Raw genomic sequence first — 15,018 nt, 5'->3', positions numbered from 1 at the left:
GAACGGACAGGTGACGGACAATGGGGGCGGGAGAACGTTCCCGCGCACAGTCCTCAACAGTCCTCACTGCACGGAAGGTGACCCAATGGGGTTCCTGGACAACCTGAAGGCCAAGCTGGGACCGGCCAGGGACAAGGTCGGCGACCTCGCGCAGCAGCACGGGGGCAAGATCGAGCAGGGCCTCGACAAGGCCGCGCGCACGGTCGACCAGAAGACCAAGGGCAAGTACAGCGACAAGATCGATTCGGGTACGCGCAAGGCCAAGGAGGCCGTGGACAAGCTGGGGCACAAGGACGGGGGCACTCCCGGTACGCCCGGCACTCCCGGTACGCCCGGCACTCCCGGTACGCCTGGCGCCCCCGGCGCTCCCGGGGCTCCGGGAGGCACTCCCGGTACGCCCGGAAACACTCCTCCTCCGCCGCCGCCCGCTTCCTGACCCGGTGACCGCGGACCGGCGGCGGGTACGGGGCCGGGTGCTCCGTCCCCGCCGCCGGTCCGTTCAGGACCAGGCGGCGACGGTGTAGCCCACGCCGTACGGGGCGTCCTCGTACAGCAGCCGGCCGGCGAGCCCGGCGTCCCGCGCGGCGCCGCCGAGCAACTGCCAGGGGGCACGCCCGGCCGCCTTGAGTTCACGGGCGAGCGCCGCGTCCAGCGCCGCGAGGGCGTCGAGGTCCGCGGAGCCGAGCGCCTCGGTGGCGCGGGCGTCGAAGGCGGCGGCCCGCTCGTCGAGGTAGCCGGGAGCCTTGAGGGTGCGGCAGGCGCTGCCGTCGCCCATCACCAGGAGCGCGACCCGCTCGGCTCGCCGGGCGAGGGAGTGTCCGGCCGACGCGCACTCCCCGGCCGCCGCGCTCTGCGCCACGGCGAGCCCTTCGACGGGAGCGCCCGCCCAGCGGGCCCGGCCCAGCAGCCAGGCGCCCACCGTGAGGGACTGCGGCAGCGGCCGGTCCGGGGCGGCGGTGTCCGGCGGTGCGTCGCCGAGCGTCACGTGGAGGTCCACGCCGACACCGCGGAAGGACCCGTGCGCACCCGCCGGGTGGGGCCCGGCGGAGCGGTCGTCGCCCGGCCCCACGACGACGAGCAGATCCGGGCGCGAGGCGGCGAGCACGCCCACAGCGTCGAGGCACGCGTCACGCGCGGCGTCGAGCTCGGGGGCGGCCCCGGCGGCGACCTCGGGCACCAGGAGCGGCGGACAGGGGCACACGGCGGCGGCGACAAGCATGCCGGTCAGCGTACTTGCCGGACGCGACGGTCCGGGCCGGTCAGCCTCGTGCGGGCCTCCCGGGGCCGCCGGCCGGACCGGGTGCCGTCAGCCGATGCCGCAGGCCGGGGCGGCGGCGGCCGGGAGCGGGTCCGGGGCGCCGATGCCGGGGAGACCGAGCATCACCCCGGCGGGCTTGGCGGCCGCCTCGGTGGTGCGCTTCTCCCAGGCGTCGCCCGCGCGGGTGGACCGTACGGCGAGCGGCGTGCCCTCGGCGAGCAGGTGGTGCGGGGCGGCGTAGGTGATCTCGACGGTCACCACGTCGCCGGGGCGCACGGGCTTGTCGGGCTGCGTGAAGTGGACCAGCCGGTTGTCGGGGGCGCGGCCGGAGAGACGCCGGGTGGCTCCGTCCTTGCGGCCCTCGCCCTCCGCGACCATGACGTCCAGGGTGCGGCCCACCTGCTTCTTGTTCTCGTCCCAGGAGATCTGCTCCTGGAGGGCGGACAGGCGCATGTACCGCTCCTGGACGACCTCCTTGGGGATCTGGCCGTCCATGTCGGCGGCGGGCGTCCCGGGGCGCTTGGAGTACTGGAAGGTGAACGCGTTGGCGAAACGGGCCTCGCGCACGGCGTGCATCGTCTGTTCGAAGTCCTCCTCGGTCTCGCCGGGGAAGCCCACGATGATGTCGGTGGAGATGGCGGCGTCCGGCATGGCGGCGCGCACCTTCTCGATGATTCCCAGGAAGCGCTCCTGGCGGTAGGAGCGGCGCATCGCCTTCAGGATGCTGTCCGATCCGGACTGCATCGGCATGTGCAGCTGCGGCATCACGTTGGGCGTCTCGGCCATGGCCGCGATGACGTCGTCGGTGAAGTCGCGGGGGTGCGGCGAGGTGAAGCGGACGCGCTCCAGGCCCTCTATGGCGCCGCAGGCGCGCAGCAGCTTGGAGAAGGCCTCGCGGTCGCCGATGTCGGAGCCGTACGCGTTCACGTTCTGGCCGAGGAGGGTGATCTCGGAGACGCCCTCGGCGACCAGGGCCTCGATCTCGGCCAGGATGTCGCCGGTGCGGCGGTCCTTCTCCTTGCCGCGCAGCGCCGGGACGATGCAGAAGGTGCAGGTGTTGTTGCAGCCGACCGAGATGGAGACCCACGCGGCGTAGGCGGACTCGCGGCGGGTGGGGAGCGTGGAGGGGAAGGCCTCCAGGGACTCGGCGATCTCGATCTGCGCCTCCTCCTGGATGCGGGCGCGTTCCAGGAGGACCGGCAGCTTGCCGATGTTGTGGGTGCCGAAGACGACGTCGACCCAGGGGGCCCGCTTGACGATGGTGTCGCGGTCCTTCTGCGCGAGACAGCCGCCGACGGCGATCTGCATCCCGGGGCGCTTGGTCTTCATGGGCGCGAGGCGGCCGAGGTTCCCGTACAGCTTGTTGTCGGCGTTCTCCCGCACCGCGCAGGTGTTGAAGACGACGACGTCGGCGTCGCCGTCGGAGCCTTCGGGGGCCCGGACGTATCCGGCGCCCTCCAGGAGACCCGACAGCCGTTCGGAGTCGTGGACGTTCATCTGGCACCCGTAGGTGCGCACCTCGTAGCTCTTCTGGACGTCCACTGCTTCGCTCCGGTTGCCGCTGCTCATGGGACAAGGGTAGGCGGTTGCCGGGCGGCCCCCTCCCGTCCCCTTCCCCGGCCCCGCCCGCTCCCGTCCGCTGTGGGCGGAGCCTCACGGGGAAGCCTGGTCAGGGAGGCGGGTGAGCTGGCAGGATCGCGCGCATGTTCCACGCTCTGTCCCGATTCGGCCGCCGGCGCATCCTGCAGACGGGCGCCGTCCTCGCGGTCGTGCTCGGGCTGCTCGCGTGGTGGTTGCAGCCCCAGGGGGGCGAGGGGGAGCCGAGCGGGTCGCTCACGTTCTCCACCGGAGTGCCCAGCGGCGTCTACCAGCGGTACGGGGAGCGGCTGGAGGGCGTGCTCGCCAAGGACATGCCGGAGGTGTCCATACGGCTGCGGACCAGCGAGGGGTCGCAGCAGAACCTGGCGCGCGTGGCGACGGGCGATGCGGACTTCACCATCGCCACCGCCGACGCCGTGGCCACCTACCTGCGCGACGGCAGGCCGGGGGCCCAACGGCTGCGCGGCTGCGTCCGGCTGTACGACGACTACGTCCAGCTGGTCGTCCCCCGCGACTCCGACGTCCGGACGGTCTCCGACCTGCAGGGCAAGCGGGTGGGCGTAGGCCAGGAGGGCTCCGGGGTACGGCTGGTCGCGGACCGGCTGCTGGGGGCGGCGGGGCTCGATCCGGCCGAGGACGTGACACCGGTTCCGGTGGGCATCGACACGATGCCCGTACGGCTGACCCAGGGCCGGCTCGACGCGTTCTTCTGGTCGGGCGGGCTGCCGACCGCGGCCGTGCAGGAGCTGTCGCAGCGCTTCGACATCCGGTTGGTGCCGCTGGAGGCCGACCTGGTCGCGGAGCTCCAGGCGGCGACCGGCCCCACCCGCTTCTACCGGTCCGCCATGATGCCCGCCGACGTCTATCCGGAGGCCCAGCAGGGTCAGGCGGTGCCCACCGTCGCCGTCGCCAACCTGCTCGTCACGACCGACCGCACGGACGCGGCCATGACCGAGGCCTTCACCCGGACGGTGATCAACAGCCGGGACCGGATCGGCCGCGAGGTCCACGCGGCGCAGTTGGTGGACCTGCGGACGGCGATCTACACGGATCCGCTGGACGTGCACGACGGGGCCAAGGACTACTACCGCTCGGTGAAGCCGTGAGGACCGGGGCCGCCGCCGCCGGGTGAGACCGTGCGGCCCCGGGACCGCCGCCGCCGGGTGAGGCCCTGAGGCCCCGGACCGCTGCCGCTCGGTGAGGCCCTGGCGCACTGTGCTCCTGAAGCCCGACGGCGCCTCCCCCGCGGCTGTGCCCCTTCAGCTCCCCGGCAGGTCGCGGGGGATCGAGACGCTCACCCGCAGGCCGTGCGGCTCGTGGTGCTCGTACGCGATCGAGCCGCCGCCCGCCGCGAGCAGCACCCGGGAGATGGAGAGGCCCAGGCCCGACCCGCTGACGTTCTGGTGGCGGGTGCTGCGCCAGAAGCGGTCCCCGACGCGCTCCAGCTCCGCCTCGGTGAGGCCGGGGCCCCGGTCGGCGACCACGACGGTCGTCACGAGGGCTCCGGCGGTGACGGTGACGGTGACGTCCTCTCCGGCGGGGGTGAACTTCAGGGCGTTGTCGACCACCGCGTCCAGGGCGCTGGAGAGCGCGACGGGGTCGGCCCAGGCGGTGGCCGCCGGGGCCCCGCCCAGGGTGAGGTTCACGCCCTCCCGCTCCGCCATCGGGCGCCAGGACGCGATCCGCTCGGCGGTGAGCGGGACGATGTCGATCAGCTGGAGGTCCGCCTCGACGTGCTCGGCCAGCGCGAGGTCCAGGAGGTCGTCGAGTACCCGGGCCAGCCGCTTGCCCTCGGTGCGCACGGCCGCGATCTCCTCGCTGTCCTCCGGCAGCTCCAGGGCGAGGAGCTCGATGCGCAGCAGCAGGGCGGCGAGCGGATTGCGCAGCTGGTGCGAGGCGTCGGCGACGAAGGCGCGCTGCTGCTCCAGCACGTCCTCGACGTTGTCCGCCATCTCGTTGAAGGAACGGGCCAGATGTCTGAGCTCCGGCGGCCCGGCGGAGGCGGCGACCCGGGAGCGCATACGGCCGCCGGCGATGTCGCGGGTGGCCGCGTCCAGGGTCCGTACGGGCAGCAGGACCCAGCCGGTGAGCCGTACCGCAGCGCCGACCGCCACCAGCAGCGCCAGCGCCTCGCCGAGGCCGATGAACAGCCACGTCCGCAGGATCCGGGACCGCATCTCGCCGGTGGGCGAGTCCAGGACGACCACGGCGACCACGTCGCCGTCGCGCACGACGGGCGAGGCGACGACCACGCGGCCGTCGCGCCAGGGCCAGACCTGCGGGGGGTCGTGCGAGCGGCGGCCCAGCAGCGCCTCGTTGAAGGCGGTGCGCCCCTCCCCCTCGACGGGCAGGGTCCAGTAGCCGGGGGCCTTGGCCAGGGCCCGGTCGTCCCGGAAGAAGACGCCGGCACGGATGTCGTACACCGAGGCGTAGACCTCCAGGTCGGTCTGGAGGGTACGGCGGCGCTCCTCGCTGTCCGGGGAGGTGTCGGTGATGGACTGGGCCAGGGCGGCGAACCGTGCGGTGTCGTCGATCCGGTCGATCACCAGCCGCTGCTGTTCGGCGGCGGCGACGCTGATCGCGAGCGGAAAGCCGAGGGTGAGCAGGACGGCGGCCATCAGGACGATGAGCAGCGGGAGCAGGCGGGAGCGCACCGGGAGACGTACCCGCCGGTTACGCGGACGGCGCGACGAGCCGGTAGCCGACGCCCCGCACGGTCTCGATCAGGGCGGGCAGCCGCAGCTTGGAGCGCAGGGAGGCGACGTGGACCTCCAGGGTGCGCCCGGTCCCCTCCCAGCTGGTGCGCCAGACCTCGCTGATGATCTGCTCGCGGCGGAAGACGACGCCGGGACGCTGGGCGAGGAGGGCCAGCAGATCGAACTCCTTGCGCGTGAGCTGGACTTCGGCTCCGTTGACGCTGACCCGGCGGGTCGGCAGCTCGATGGCGACCGGCCCGAGCCGCAGGGCCGCGACGGGGGTCGGCGCGGTGTCCTCGCCGCTGGAGGTGCGCCGGGCGACCGCGTGGATACGGGCGAGCAGCTCGCCGGTGTCGTACGGCTTGGTGACGTAGTCGTCGGCGCCGAGGTTGAGTCCGTGGATGCGTGAGCGCACGTCGGCGCGGGCGGTGACCATGATCACGGGGGTCGCGGTGCGTTTGCGGATCTTCCCGCACACCTCGTAGCCGTCCTGGTCGGGCAGGCCGAGGTCGAGGAGGATCACCCCGAAGGGCTCCTTCTCGGCGGGCAGCAGCGCGCGCAGGGCCTCCTCGCCGTTGCGGGCGTGCACGACCTGGAACCCGTGGCGGGCGAGCACGGCGGACAGGGCCGCCGCGACGTGGTCGTCGTCCTCGACGAGCAGCAGTCTCATGGCCCTCCTCTCCGTGTCCGCCGGGGCCGTCCCGTTCGTGTCGCCGTCGCACGGCGTCACGGGGCAGCGCCCGAGATTAACCCGCGCTTCACCTGTGGGATCCCCCGAGAGACCCGACGAGTCTTCCCGTTCTGCGGTGTTTCACGTGTTCTCGCTCAAGGCATCCACGCCGATGAAGGGCACACCAGTCAAGAGCCTGCCGGTTACAGCAGGGTTTCCGTTACGCACCCGGTACGACCCCGGGGCTGCGCGTGGCGTCCCGTTCACACGGAGTGTCCGGTTGCCGCCGGATCGTTATGCTCAATTTCCGCTCAGATGTAATGACGTTGGTAGCACTGCGTCATTACTGTCCTTGTTCAACCGAGGAGGACGGAGCAAGAAGCCGATGAGCGGAGTTTCAGTGACCAAGGACGCCGAGGATGCCGCGCCCGCGGCGAACGACCTGGTCGTACTGAGCAACGTCAACAAGCACTTCGGCGCGCTGCATGTGCTCCAGGACATCGACCTGACCATCGCCCGTGGCGAGGTCGTGGTCGTCATCGGGCCTTCCGGGTCCGGCAAGTCCACGCTGTGCCGCACGATCAACCGCTTGGAGACGGTCGATTCGGGAGCGATCTCGATCGACGGCAAGCCCCTGCCCCAGGAGGGCAAGGAGCTGGCCAGGCTGCGTGCCGACGTGGGCATGGTCTTCCAGTCGTTCAATCTCTTCGCACACAAGACGGTGCTGGAGAACGTCATGCTGGGCCAGGTCAAGGTCCGCAAGGCCGACAAGAAGGCCGCGGAGGAGAAGGCCAGGACCCTGCTCGACCGGGTGGGCGTCGGCGTACAGGCCGACAAGTACCCGGCGCAGCTCTCCGGTGGCCAGCAGCAACGCGTCGCGATCGCACGGGCTTTGGCGATGGACCCGAAGGTCATGCTCTTCGACGAGCCCACGTCGGCGCTCGACCCGGAGATGATCAACGAGGTCCTGGAGGTCATGCAGCAGCTGGCCCGGGACGGGATGACGATGATCGTCGTCACCCACGAGATGGGCTTCGCCCGTTCCGCCGCCAACCGCGTCGTGTTCATGGCCGACGGGAAGATCGTCGAAGAGGCGACCCCCGACCAGTTCTTCAGCAACCCGCGCAGCGACCGGGCCAAGGACTTCCTGTCGAAGATCCTTCACCACTGACGACAACGACCCACGACCTAAGGATTGTTCACATGAAGCTCCGTCAGTCCGCCGCCGTCGCGGCGATCGCCGTCCTCGCCCTGACCGCGACCGCCTGCGGCGGCAAGGAGGGCTCCGCCGGTGACAAGCCGGGCGGCACGAAGCCCGGTTCCTCCGAGGCCCCCGCACTGCCCACGTACACCGCGGCCAAGGACGTCGCCCTGGACTCCCCGGTCTTCAAGAAGGCCAAGGAGCGCGGCAAGCTCATCATCGGCGCCAAGGCCGACCAGCCGTACCTCGGCTTCGAGGACCAGGCGACCAAGGAGCGCTCGGGCTTCGACATCGAGATCGCCAAGATGATCGCGGCCGACCTCGGCTTCTCCGACAAGCAGATCGAGTGGAAGACCGTCGACTCCGGCGTCCGTGAGACGGCCATCTCCAAGGGCCAGGTCGACTACTACGTCGGCACGTACACGATCAACGACGAGCGCAAGAAGCAGGTCGGCTTCGCCGGGCCGTACTACAAGGCCGGCGCGGACCTCCTGGTGCGCAAGGACGACAAGTCGATCACCGGCAAGGACTCGGTGAAGGGCAAGAAGGTCTGCTCCATCGTCGGCTCCACGCCGCTCCAGGAGATCAAGAAGCCCGAGTACGGCGCGAGCGTCGTCGAGCTGGCCAAGTACTCCGACTGCGTGCAGCAGCTGCTGACCAAGCAGGTCGACGCCGTCACCACGGACGACTCGATCCTCAAGGGCTACGCCGCCGCCAACTCCGGCAAGCTCCACGTCGTCGGCGACCCGTTCACCGACGAGCCCTACGGCGTCGGCCTGAACAAGGACGACAAGGTGCTCCGCGAGGCCATCAGCAAGTCGCTGGAGGAGCGCGTCAAGGACGGCACGTACAAGAAGATCTACGAGGCCACGCTGGGTCTGTCCGGCTCGGACTACGTCGAGCCGCCGGCCATCGAGCGCTACTGACGCCGTCGGCTTCCGGACGCGGGCTCCGGCCCGCCGTCCGGGAGCCGGCGACCCCGTCATCCGTCACGACGCCCCGCGAGTGACCCAGGCGTCCCGTAGGCCACCGCCGCCCCGGTTTCCCCGGGGACGGCGGGCGTACGGGTCGCCCCTTCCCCTGCCCTGATGCCGCTGACCGCCGACGCGGAGACCTCATGAACGTACTGCTCGACAATTTCCCAGAGTTCCGCGACGGCTTCATAGGAACCGTGTCGATCACCGCCGTCAGCTCGGTTATCGCCCTGGTCCTCGGTGTGCTCATCGCCGGATTCCGGGTCTCGCCGGTGCCGCCGCTGCGGTACTTCGGCACCGCCTGGGTGACGCTGATGCGCAACACCCCGCTGACGCTGCTCTTCCTGATCTTCTTCTTCGTCGTGCCCGAGATCCTCTTCCCGGGGATGAGCCCGTTCGTGCTCGGCTCGCTGGCGCTCGGCTTCTACACCTCCTCGTTCGTGTGCGAGGCGGTCCGCTCGGGCATCAACACCGTGCCGCTGGGACAGGCCGAGGCCGCGCGCTCCATCGGCATGACGTTCGCGCAGACCCTGCAGATCGTGGTGCTCCCCCAGGCGACCCGGACCGTGATCCCGCCGCTGAGCAGCATCTTCATCGCGCTGACGAAGAACTCCGCGATCGCGGGCGCCTTCAGCGTCGCCGAGCTGTTCGGCTGGCAGAAGCTGATGAGTGACCGGGGCTACGACATCGTGCCCGTCTTCATCTGGGTGGCCATCGGCTACCTGATCGTCACGTTTACCATCAGCGGCCTCTTCCGGCTGCTGGAGCGTCGCATGGAGGTCGCCCGATGAGCGCCAGCGTTCTCTACGACGCCCCGGGTCCCAAGGCCGTCGTCCGCAACCGGATCTACGCGGTCGTCGGCAGCCTCGCCATCGCGGCGCTGATCGCGGTCAGCATCGTGCGGCTCGCCGACAAGGGGCACCTCGCCCCCGCGATGTGGGACATCTTCAACTACTCGGGCATCCGGCAGAACATCGCCGACGCCCTGCTCGCCACGCTCAAGGCGTTCGGTCTCGCCGCGGTCGGCTCGCTGGTCCTCGGCGTGGTCCTGGTGGTGGGCCGGCTCTCCGACCACAAGCCGGTCCGCTGGGCGGCGACCACCTTCATCGAGCTGTTCCGCTCGCTGCCGCTGCTGATCACCATCTACGCCATCTGGGTCGGCTTCCTCACCGACTACTCGATGTGGGCGCTGGCCGCGGGTCTGTCCGTCTACAACGGCTGCGTCCAGGCCGAGGTGCTGCGGGCCGGCATCAACTCGGTGCCCAAGGGCCAGAGCGAGGCGGCGTACGCGCTCGGCATGAGCAAGACGCAGGTCATGGTCAGCGTCCTGATGCCGCAGGCCGTCCGGTCGATGCTGCCGACGATCATCGGCCAGCTCGTGGTGACCCTCAAGGACACCTCGCTCGGCTTCATCATCCTGTACCCGGAGCTGCTCCAGACCGCGCGTCTGATCGCCTCCAACACGCAGGTGAACGGCCAGTACCCGTACGTCTCGACGATCGTCGTCATCGGCACGCTCTACATCGCGATGTGCCTGCTGCTCTCGGCGCTGGCGACGTGGATCGAGAAGCGCGGCCGCCGCGCCAAGACCGGCATCAAGGTGGCGCCCGGCGCCCCGGCCGCCGGCATCCCCGCGGTGGAGGCCGTCTCCGGCCCGGACGCGGGGGGCGCAGGGGGCGCAGGCCCGACGGCCGACGGTGCCGGTGGGACCGGTGTGACGAAGGACTGACCGTCCCCGGGCCCTTCCCGGCCCTGGCGAGCAGGAGCATTCGAGGCAGCGGCGCACGCGTCGCTGCCTCGGTCACTTGACGCAAGCACCACCAGTGGGTTGCATACGTTCTGTGATCACGCACCCGGCTTCCTATGCCACGTTCCGCATGACCGTACGGGTCGGAGGGTACGAGCCGTGGACCCGGTGATCGTCGTCGGCGCCGGGCCCGTCGGCCTGACGCTGTCGCTGGCCCTCGCCGCCCAGGGCGTCCCCTCGGTCGTTCTCGACGAGGGCCCCGGCGCGGAGGAGCCCCGTCCCGCCCGCACGGTCGTGCTGCGCGAGGACACCGCCGATCTGATGGGCCGCCTCGGCTGCCTGGAGCTGGACCGGGTCGGACTGCGCTGGTCCGGGTGGCGTTCGATGCGCCGCAAGCAACTGGTCCGGAACGTGCCGCTGAGCGGGGGCCGGAGGGACGAGGACCAGGCCCCGCTCACCGGACTCCTTCCCGCGCCGCTGCACGTTCCGCAGCACGCGCTGAGCGGTGCGCTGCGGGCGGCGGTGGACAAGGCGCCGCTGGTCCAACGGGTGCCGCTGAGCCGGATCGACACGCTGGAGCAGGACCCCGACGGCATCACGGTGCACACGAGGGAGCCGGGCTCGACCTGGTGGCGCGGGAGTTATCTGGTCGGCTGCGACGGCGCCCGCTCGACCGTGCGCAAGCTGCTGGACATCCGGTTCCCCGGCCGTACGGCGGTGGAGCGGCATGCCGTCGCCGCGCTCCGGGCCGAGCTGCCCTGGCCCGACGAGGCCGTCCTGCACCGGCAGCCGCCCTGGCGGACCGGGGGCGCCGAGGTCTCCGCCCGGCCGCTGCCGGACGGCGTCTGGCGGCTGGACTGGCTGCTGCCGCCGCGTGGCGAACTGGTCACGCCCGAGGCGCTGATCACCCGTATCCGGGACACCCTGGCCGGCTGGTGCGGCGAGACCCCGGCGTACGAACTGCTGGACACCGGCGTCCACACGCTCCACCACCGGCTCGCCCGGCGCTGGCGCAAGCAGCGTGCCTTCCTGGCGGGGGACGCGGCGCACCTGCTGGGCGCCGTGGGCACGCAGGGACTGGACGAGGGGATCCGGGACGCCGAGAACCTCGCCTGGAAGCTGGCCCACGCCTGGCACCACGGCCCGGCCGAGCACCTCCTCGACAGCTACCAGGCGGAGCGCCGGGCGGCGGTGGCCGCACGGCTGCGCGCCGCCGACCAGTCGCTGCCGATACTGCGCGGCGGAGGCGGCCTGCGGACCCTGGTCCCGGGTGCCGCACGCGGTCACGACACCCTGCTCGCCGACGGCCATCTGGGCTGCGGAGCCCTGGGTGCGCCCCCTTCGTACTCGCACTCCCCCCTTTCACCACCGCACACCGAGGCGCACACCGTCGTCGGTACGCCCCCCGGTGCGCCGGTCACCGACGTGACGGTGACGGCGCCGGACGGAACGACGGCGCGTCTGCGGGAGCGGCTCGGGCAGGGCCGTCCGCTGGTGGTCCTGGTCGCGCCGGGGACGGGTGTCTGGGACCGTCGGCACTGGCAGACCGCGGGCGTCATGCCCCGCCTCACGGACGCCGTGGCGGCGCTGCCCGGGTCCACGGAACTGCTGGTCACCGAGAGCTACCCGGGGGCGTCGGCCCACACCGTTCTGCTGGTCAGGCCGGACGGGCACCTGGTGGCGGCCTTCGGCGGCGTACGGCCCGCGGAGCTGTTCACCGCGGCCCAGGCCGCCCTGGGCGGTGCGCCCCGCGAAGCGCGGGAGCCCGGGGAACCGGGTGACGCCGAGGACGAACGGGATGCCGGGCGGGAGCAGCCGCCCGGGGCCCGGGTCCACGCCGACGGGACCGCCGGGCGCCATTGATCGATGGGCCGTCGCACGTGATCGATTGACCGTCACGGGCGCGCGTGGTGTACTCCAGATCATGACCGACACCGATGTGCGCCTGTGGCGGAGGGTCCATATGGACCTCGTCCGTTACGCGGGCTGCGTGTGTCGCCCGTCCTGCTGAATCGCCTTCCTCTGCCGGTGCGTGCCGCTTTCCTTCCGCACGGCCGGAACCCCACGCGAACTCTCAGGACGGTCCTCGTGTCTTCCCCTCGCTCCGCCGTGCCCACGGCTGCCGCAGTTCCTTCCGCAACTGCCGCATTTCCTTCCCTCCCCTCCGTTCCTTCCCCTTCCGCCCCCGTGACCGGGGGTTCCGCAACCTCCTCCGCCGCGCCGACGATCGCGGAACTGATGGACTTCGTCCGCAGCGCCGCTCGGGACGAGGCGCTCATCGCCTCGCTCCCCCTCGATCCGGAGGGCCGCACCTGGATCCGGCTCGACGGACCGGGCGGCAGCGAGGCGTGGCTGATCGGCTGGCCGCCCGGCACCGGCACGGGCTGGCACGATCACGCCGACTCGTTCGGCGCGTTCACCACCGCTGTCGGCGCCCTCAAGGAGCACTCGTTGGCCGTGCGACTGCCCACCGACGGCTGGAAGGCGCTGGAGCTGACGGACGGGATGGACCGGTCGAGGGAGTTGGCGACCGGTCAGGGCAGGGCCTTCGGGCAGAACCACGTCCATGAGGTCCTCAACGAGTCCGACGTCGCGCACGCGGTCTCGGTCCACGCCTACTATCCGCCGCTGCCACGCATCCGCCGGTTCAGCCGCACCGGTGCGGTGCTCCGTCTGGAGCAGACCGAGCGCCCGGAGGACTGGCAGTGAGCGAGGAGCGAAGCACCGAGCGGGACAGGGCCGTGCCGGACGCCCCGCCCCCCGTGGGCATCGACGAGCTTCTGGAGCGGGTCAGGGCCGGCTACGACCGGATCGGCCCGCCCGAGGCCGCCGCGGCGGCGGAGGCCGGGGCCCTGCTGGTGGACATCCGGTACGCGGCGCTCCGCGACCGGGACGGACTGATCCCGGGCGCGCTGGTCGTCGAACGCAACGAACTGGAATGGCGGCTCGACCCCCGAGGGAGCCACCGCGCCGCCGAAGCGGTCGGCCACGACCTCCGGATCGTCGTCATCTGCAACGAGGGATACGCTTCCAGCCTCGCGGTCGCCTCCCTGCGGCAGTTGGGACTGCACCGGGCCACCGACCTGATCGGCGGCTTCCAGGCGTGGCGCGCCGCCGGACTCCCGGTCACCTCCGCCTGACACCCGGGACCTGACACCCGGAATCCGGCACCCAGGGTCGATCGACTCCCGGGATCCGACGCGATCTGACGTCTGGCACCTGAGCTCTGGTGCCGGGCGTCAGGTGCGTTCGGATGCCAGGTGCGTTCGGATGCCAGTCCGTTCGGATGCCACACACCCGAACGCCACGTTCCACTAGAGCAATCGCCGTGCGTGACCGACATTCGCCTCACACAGAGGACCGAAATGTACGGAGATGACGCACTTATGGCGACTGCTGTCCTCACCCCCGAACAGCTCGACGGCCAGGCCTCCCGACTGCACGACACCCAGGCGTGGCAGCAGATCGTCAGGGGCTGGGAACACACCGTCCCCGAGCCCGCGCCCCGACCGGCGGAGCCGACGTACGCACGGCCTGCGGATCCCCCGACCGCAGGGCAGTCCGACTGGCGGAGCCTGCTGTCCGTCCCCGTGGACCGGCTCGTCGACGACGCCCTGCGGACCCTGCCCGTGGCGCCCCCGCACGAGCGCCCGCTGCCCGGACGGCTGGGCGCGGTACTGCCCGACCGCGTCCACCTCTGGCGCCGGGTCGGGCAGGGCGACCTGCGCCCCTCGACCCATCTCGGCTACGCACGGCAGATCCTGGCCGAGTGGGGCTGGCAGAACACCCCGTACCGGCTGCGGAACGCCCGTGGCGCACGCTGTGTCTGCGGCGCCCTGATCTCCGCGCACCGCCTCGGCTACGGCTCCCTCGACACCGTGGACCGGGCCGGCGCCTGGCTGATCACGGAGCTGCGCGCCCAGGGCTGGCCCGGACTGATCGGCCCCTGGAACCGTCATCCCGGCCGCACGGCCGCGGACGCCCTGGCCCTCGTCGACGCCACCATCCGTCGCGCGTCCCTGGCCGGACAGTGACCAAGGACTGCTGACCGCCGGCGTGAGCCGCTGGCCGTTGGCTTCCGGCTTCCGGCTTCCGGCTTCCGGCTTCCGGCTTCCGGCTTCCCAATATCTCCGGACCTCGACTTCAGAAAGGCTCGTCCAGGCCTTCCGTGTCCTCGCCCTCCTCCTCCAACGCCTGACGCACCACCCGCAGGGCCATGCCCTCCCCGTACCCCTTGCGTGCGAGCATCCCCGCCAGGCGGCGCAGCCGCTTGTCCCGGTCCAGCCCCCGCGTGGAGCGGAGCTTGCGGGCCACGAGCTCGCGCGCCGTCTCCTCCTCCTGATCCGGGTCGAGCCGGCCGACCGCATCGTCGATCACGGCGGAGTCCACGCCCTTCGTCCGCAGCTCACGGACGAGGGCACGGCGCGCGAGCCCCCGGCCGTGGTGCCGGGACTCCACCCACGCCCCGGCGAACGCCGCGTCGTCGATCAGCCCGACGTCCTCGAAGCGCGCGAGCACTTCCTCGGCCGCCTCGTCCGGGATCTCCCGCTTGCGCAGGGCGTCCGCGAGCTGTTTACGCGTTCGCGGCGTCCCGGTGAGCAGCCGCAGGCAGATGTTGCGCGCCTGCTCGACCGGGTCACGCGGCTCCCCCTTCTCGGCCCTCGACGAGGAAGGGGAGCCGCCGCTCCTGGTGCCGGAGCGGGCACGGCGGCCCGCCCCTTCGCCCAGTCCGCTCCCGGCGCCCGCTCCCCCGCGCGAGCGGCGCCCGGGCCGCGTCCCGGCGCCCGCCTCCGGCTCGACGGGCCCGTAGGCGGATTCGGGGTCCCCGCCGGGCTCGGCAGGGCTGCCCGGCCACTCCGTACGACGTGTCACG

Annotated in this window: 16 protein-coding genes; 11 read left to right on the top strand and 5 right to left on the bottom strand. The window is 71.9% G+C overall.

The annotated features are described in order from the left end of the window. The first annotated feature begins 85 nt into the window (after positions 1–85). The gene (locus tag OG245_RS28705; RefSeq protein ID WP_371626279.1) at positions 86–436 is read left to right on the top strand and encodes an antitoxin; all 351 of its coding nucleotides are present in this window, start codon (positions 86–88) and stop codon (positions 434–436) included. 63 nt (positions 437–499) lie between these two features. Here the strand turns inward: OG245_RS28705 and OG245_RS28700 are convergent, their stop codons facing one another. After that, the gene (locus OG245_RS28700; protein WP_371626278.1) at positions 500–1,219 is read right to left on the bottom strand and encodes a class III extradiol dioxygenase subunit B-like domain-containing protein; all 720 of its coding nucleotides are present in this window, start codon (positions 1,217–1,219) and stop codon (positions 500–502) included. A gap of 87 nt (positions 1,220–1,306) precedes the next feature. Further along, on the bottom strand, positions 1,307–2,827 hold the full coding sequence (gene miaB / locus OG245_RS28695; RefSeq protein ID WP_371626277.1) for a tRNA (N6-isopentenyl adenosine(37)-C2)-methylthiotransferase MiaB: 1,521 nt from the start codon (positions 2,825–2,827) through the stop codon (positions 1,307–1,309). A 134-nt stretch (positions 2,828–2,961) separates the two neighbouring features. Between miaB and OG245_RS28690 the strand changes: the two genes are divergently transcribed. After that, on the top strand, positions 2,962–3,963 hold the full coding sequence (locus tag OG245_RS28690) for a TAXI family TRAP transporter solute-binding subunit (RefSeq protein WP_371626276.1): 1,002 nt from the start codon (positions 2,962–2,964) through the stop codon (positions 3,961–3,963). 153 nt (positions 3,964–4,116) lie between these two features. On the opposite strand, the gene OG245_RS28685 is transcribed toward OG245_RS28690, so the two are convergent. Both OG245_RS28685 and OG245_RS28680 read right to left on the bottom strand, forming a co-directional pair. Beyond that, positions 4,117–5,511, bottom strand: a complete 1,395-nt coding sequence (locus OG245_RS28685) for a sensor histidine kinase (protein ID WP_371626275.1) — start codon at positions 5,509–5,511, stop codon at positions 4,117–4,119. Positions 5,512–5,530: 19 nt separating this feature from the next. After that, positions 5,531–6,223 (bottom strand): response regulator transcription factor, encoded by a 693-nt coding sequence (locus OG245_RS28680; protein WP_371626274.1) that lies wholly within the window; start codon positions 6,221–6,223, stop codon positions 5,531–5,533. 385 nt (positions 6,224–6,608) lie between these two features. Between OG245_RS28680 and OG245_RS28675 the strand changes: the two genes are divergently transcribed. The 9 genes from OG245_RS28675 to OG245_RS28635 all read left to right on the top strand — a co-directional run bounded on the left by OG245_RS28675 (position 6,609) and on the right by OG245_RS28635 (position 14,179). Next, complete coding sequence (locus OG245_RS28675) at positions 6,609–7,394, top strand: amino acid ABC transporter ATP-binding protein (protein ID WP_026291196.1); 786 nt, start codon at positions 6,609–6,611, stop codon at positions 7,392–7,394. A 32-nt stretch (positions 7,395–7,426) separates the two neighbouring features. Beyond that, a complete protein-coding gene (locus OG245_RS28670; protein WP_371626273.1) occupies positions 7,427–8,350 on the top strand; it encodes a glutamate ABC transporter substrate-binding protein in 924 nt (307 codons plus the stop codon). Positions 8,351–8,541: 191 nt separating this feature from the next. Next, on the top strand, positions 8,542–9,189 hold the full coding sequence (locus OG245_RS28665) for an amino acid ABC transporter permease (protein ID WP_097870537.1): 648 nt from the start codon (positions 8,542–8,544) through the stop codon (positions 9,187–9,189). Next, positions 9,186–10,127, top strand: a complete 942-nt coding sequence (locus OG245_RS28660; protein ID WP_371626272.1) for an amino acid ABC transporter permease — start codon at positions 9,186–9,188, stop codon at positions 10,125–10,127. Before OG245_RS28665 ends, OG245_RS28660 begins: the two co-directional genes overlap by 4 nt. Before the next feature lie 177 nt (positions 10,128–10,304). Beyond that, a complete protein-coding gene (locus OG245_RS28655; RefSeq protein ID WP_371626271.1) occupies positions 10,305–12,008 on the top strand; it encodes an FAD-dependent monooxygenase in 1,704 nt (567 codons plus the stop codon). Further along, positions 11,944–12,156 carry a putative leader peptide gene (locus OG245_RS28650; RefSeq protein ID WP_371626270.1) on the top strand — a complete coding sequence of 71 codons (213 nt, stop codon included), beginning with the start codon at positions 11,944–11,946 and terminating at the stop codon, positions 12,154–12,156. The genes OG245_RS28655 and OG245_RS28650 overlap by 65 nt, the downstream gene beginning before the upstream one ends. Before the next feature lie 98 nt (positions 12,157–12,254). After that, positions 12,255–12,854, top strand: coding sequence for a cysteine dioxygenase (locus OG245_RS28645; RefSeq protein ID WP_371628016.1), 600 nt, complete (start codon positions 12,255–12,257; stop codon positions 12,852–12,854). After that, the gene (locus OG245_RS28640) at positions 12,851–13,285 is read left to right on the top strand and encodes a rhodanese-like domain-containing protein (RefSeq protein WP_371626269.1); all 435 of its coding nucleotides are present in this window, start codon (positions 12,851–12,853) and stop codon (positions 13,283–13,285) included. The genes OG245_RS28645 and OG245_RS28640 overlap by 4 nt, the downstream gene beginning before the upstream one ends. Before the next feature lie 246 nt (positions 13,286–13,531). Beyond that, positions 13,532–14,179 (top strand): hypothetical protein, encoded by a 648-nt coding sequence (locus tag OG245_RS28635; RefSeq protein WP_371626268.1) that lies wholly within the window; start codon positions 13,532–13,534, stop codon positions 14,177–14,179. Between the two features lie 109 nt (positions 14,180–14,288). On the opposite strand, the gene recX is transcribed toward OG245_RS28635, so the two are convergent. Then, the gene (recX, locus tag OG245_RS28630) at positions 14,289–15,017 is read right to left on the bottom strand and encodes a recombination regulator RecX (RefSeq protein ID WP_371626267.1); all 729 of its coding nucleotides are present in this window, start codon (positions 15,015–15,017) and stop codon (positions 14,289–14,291) included. Position 15,018: the final 1 nt, after the last annotated feature.

This window comes from Streptomyces sp. NBC_01116, assembly GCF_041435495.1.
In the GTDB taxonomy this organism is placed as follows: domain Bacteria; phylum Actinomycetota; class Actinomycetes; order Streptomycetales; family Streptomycetaceae; genus Streptomyces.
This window is presented reverse-complemented; position numbering and strand designations above follow the sequence as displayed.

Coding starts and splice junctions, on each gene's coding strand:
- OG245_RS28675 (WP_026291196.1), top strand. CDS start 6,609: ATGAGCGGAGTTTCAGTGACCAAGGACGCCGAGGATGCCGCGCCCGCG.
- OG245_RS28705 (WP_371626279.1), top strand. CDS start 86: ATGGGGTTCCTGGACAACCTGAAGGCCAAGCTGGGACCGGCCAGGGAC.
- OG245_RS28660 (WP_371626272.1), top strand. CDS start 9,186: ATGAGCGCCAGCGTTCTCTACGACGCCCCGGGTCCCAAGGCCGTCGTC.
- OG245_RS28670 (WP_371626273.1), top strand. CDS start 7,427: ATGAAGCTCCGTCAGTCCGCCGCCGTCGCGGCGATCGCCGTCCTCGCC.
- OG245_RS28650 (WP_371626270.1), top strand. CDS start 11,944: ATGCCGGGCGGGAGCAGCCGCCCGGGGCCCGGGTCCACGCCGACGGGA.
- OG245_RS28665 (WP_097870537.1), top strand. CDS start 8,542: ATGAACGTACTGCTCGACAATTTCCCAGAGTTCCGCGACGGCTTCATA.
- OG245_RS28680 (WP_371626274.1), bottom strand. CDS start 6,223: ATGAGACTGCTGCTCGTCGAGGACGACGACCACGTCGCGGCGGCCCTG.
- miaB (WP_371626277.1), bottom strand. CDS start 2,827: ATGAGCAGCGGCAACCGGAGCGAAGCAGTGGACGTCCAGAAGAGCTAC.
- OG245_RS28635 (WP_371626268.1), top strand. CDS start 13,532: ATGGCGACTGCTGTCCTCACCCCCGAACAGCTCGACGGCCAGGCCTCC.
- OG245_RS28690 (WP_371626276.1), top strand. CDS start 2,962: ATGTTCCACGCTCTGTCCCGATTCGGCCGCCGGCGCATCCTGCAGACG.
- OG245_RS28700 (WP_371626278.1), bottom strand. CDS start 1,219: ATGCTTGTCGCCGCCGCCGTGTGCCCCTGTCCGCCGCTCCTGGTGCCC.